A 901-nucleotide genomic window follows, 5' to 3' on the forward strand; every position below is an offset into this window, starting at 1 on the left:
TAAACACTCAAAAAATTGACTTTGAAATAACTTACATCAACCCAATGGATCCGCCTGATTGGTTTAAAGAAATCTCGCCTACCGGCCAAGTACCTTTATTAAAAGTGGATGATCAAATTGTATTCGAGTCTTCTGTGATCACTGAGTTTATTAATGACATTAGTGGCACTTCTATTCATCCAGAAGATGTGATTCAAAAAGCTAGCAACCGCTCTTGGATTGCATTTTCATCAACAATGTTTGATGACATGTTTGGCATGGTGGTTGGTGATGAAGAGAAATTCAACGCTTCAAAAAAATCTTTATTCGGAAAGTTGTCCAAACTTGAAGCTGTTAAAACTGACAGCATCTTCTTTAATGGCGAAAGCTTTAATATGATTGACGCCGCCTTAGCACCAATATTCATGCGTCTGGCTTGGATTAATGAATTTACCGATAATGCCGTATCAATTTCAGAGTTTAAAAAATTAAGCGCTTGGAGTGATGAAATTCTTGCAGTTGAGGAAGTAAAAACCTCAGTTGTTGACGGACTTGGTGATGTCTACTACTCAAACATTGAAGGTCGTGAAGGACATCTTTCTACGCTACTAGTAGACGAAGAGTAGTAAACAAATCTAGATGATTGCCAGAATGTTTTCTGGCGGTCGGCCAATAGCAGCACCTTTGCTAGTTTTAACAATAGGTCGCTCAATTAGAATTGGATTAGCAATCATAGCTTGGATCAAATCATCTTCGCTAAGAGATTCATCGTCTAGATTATTATCTTTATAAGGCGCTTCAAACGTGCGCATTAAAGCTCTTGCATCTAATTTAAGTTCTACCAATAAAGCTTTTAATTCATCTGCTGTTGGTGGCACTTCTAGGTATTTAATTACTTCAAAATCAATGCCTTTTTCCTCTA

General features: G+C 37.2%; 2 protein-coding genes. One reads left to right on the forward strand and one right to left on the reverse strand.

From position 1 onward, the window contains the following. On the forward strand, positions 1–605 hold a 605-nt coding region (locus BTHERMOSOX_RS11635), incomplete at its 5' end, for a glutathione S-transferase family protein (protein ID WP_138121251.1). Between the two features lie 9 nt (positions 606–614). Here BTHERMOSOX_RS11635 and BTHERMOSOX_RS11640 read toward each other — a convergent pair. Then, positions 615–901, reverse strand: a 287-nt coding sequence (locus BTHERMOSOX_RS11640; RefSeq protein WP_138121252.1) for an arsenate reductase family protein, incomplete at its 5' end; no start/stop codon positions are given.

This window comes from Bathymodiolus heckerae thiotrophic gill symbiont (assembly GCF_900128515.1).
Classification (GTDB): domain Bacteria; phylum Pseudomonadota; class Gammaproteobacteria; order PS1; family Pseudothioglobaceae; genus Thioglobus_A.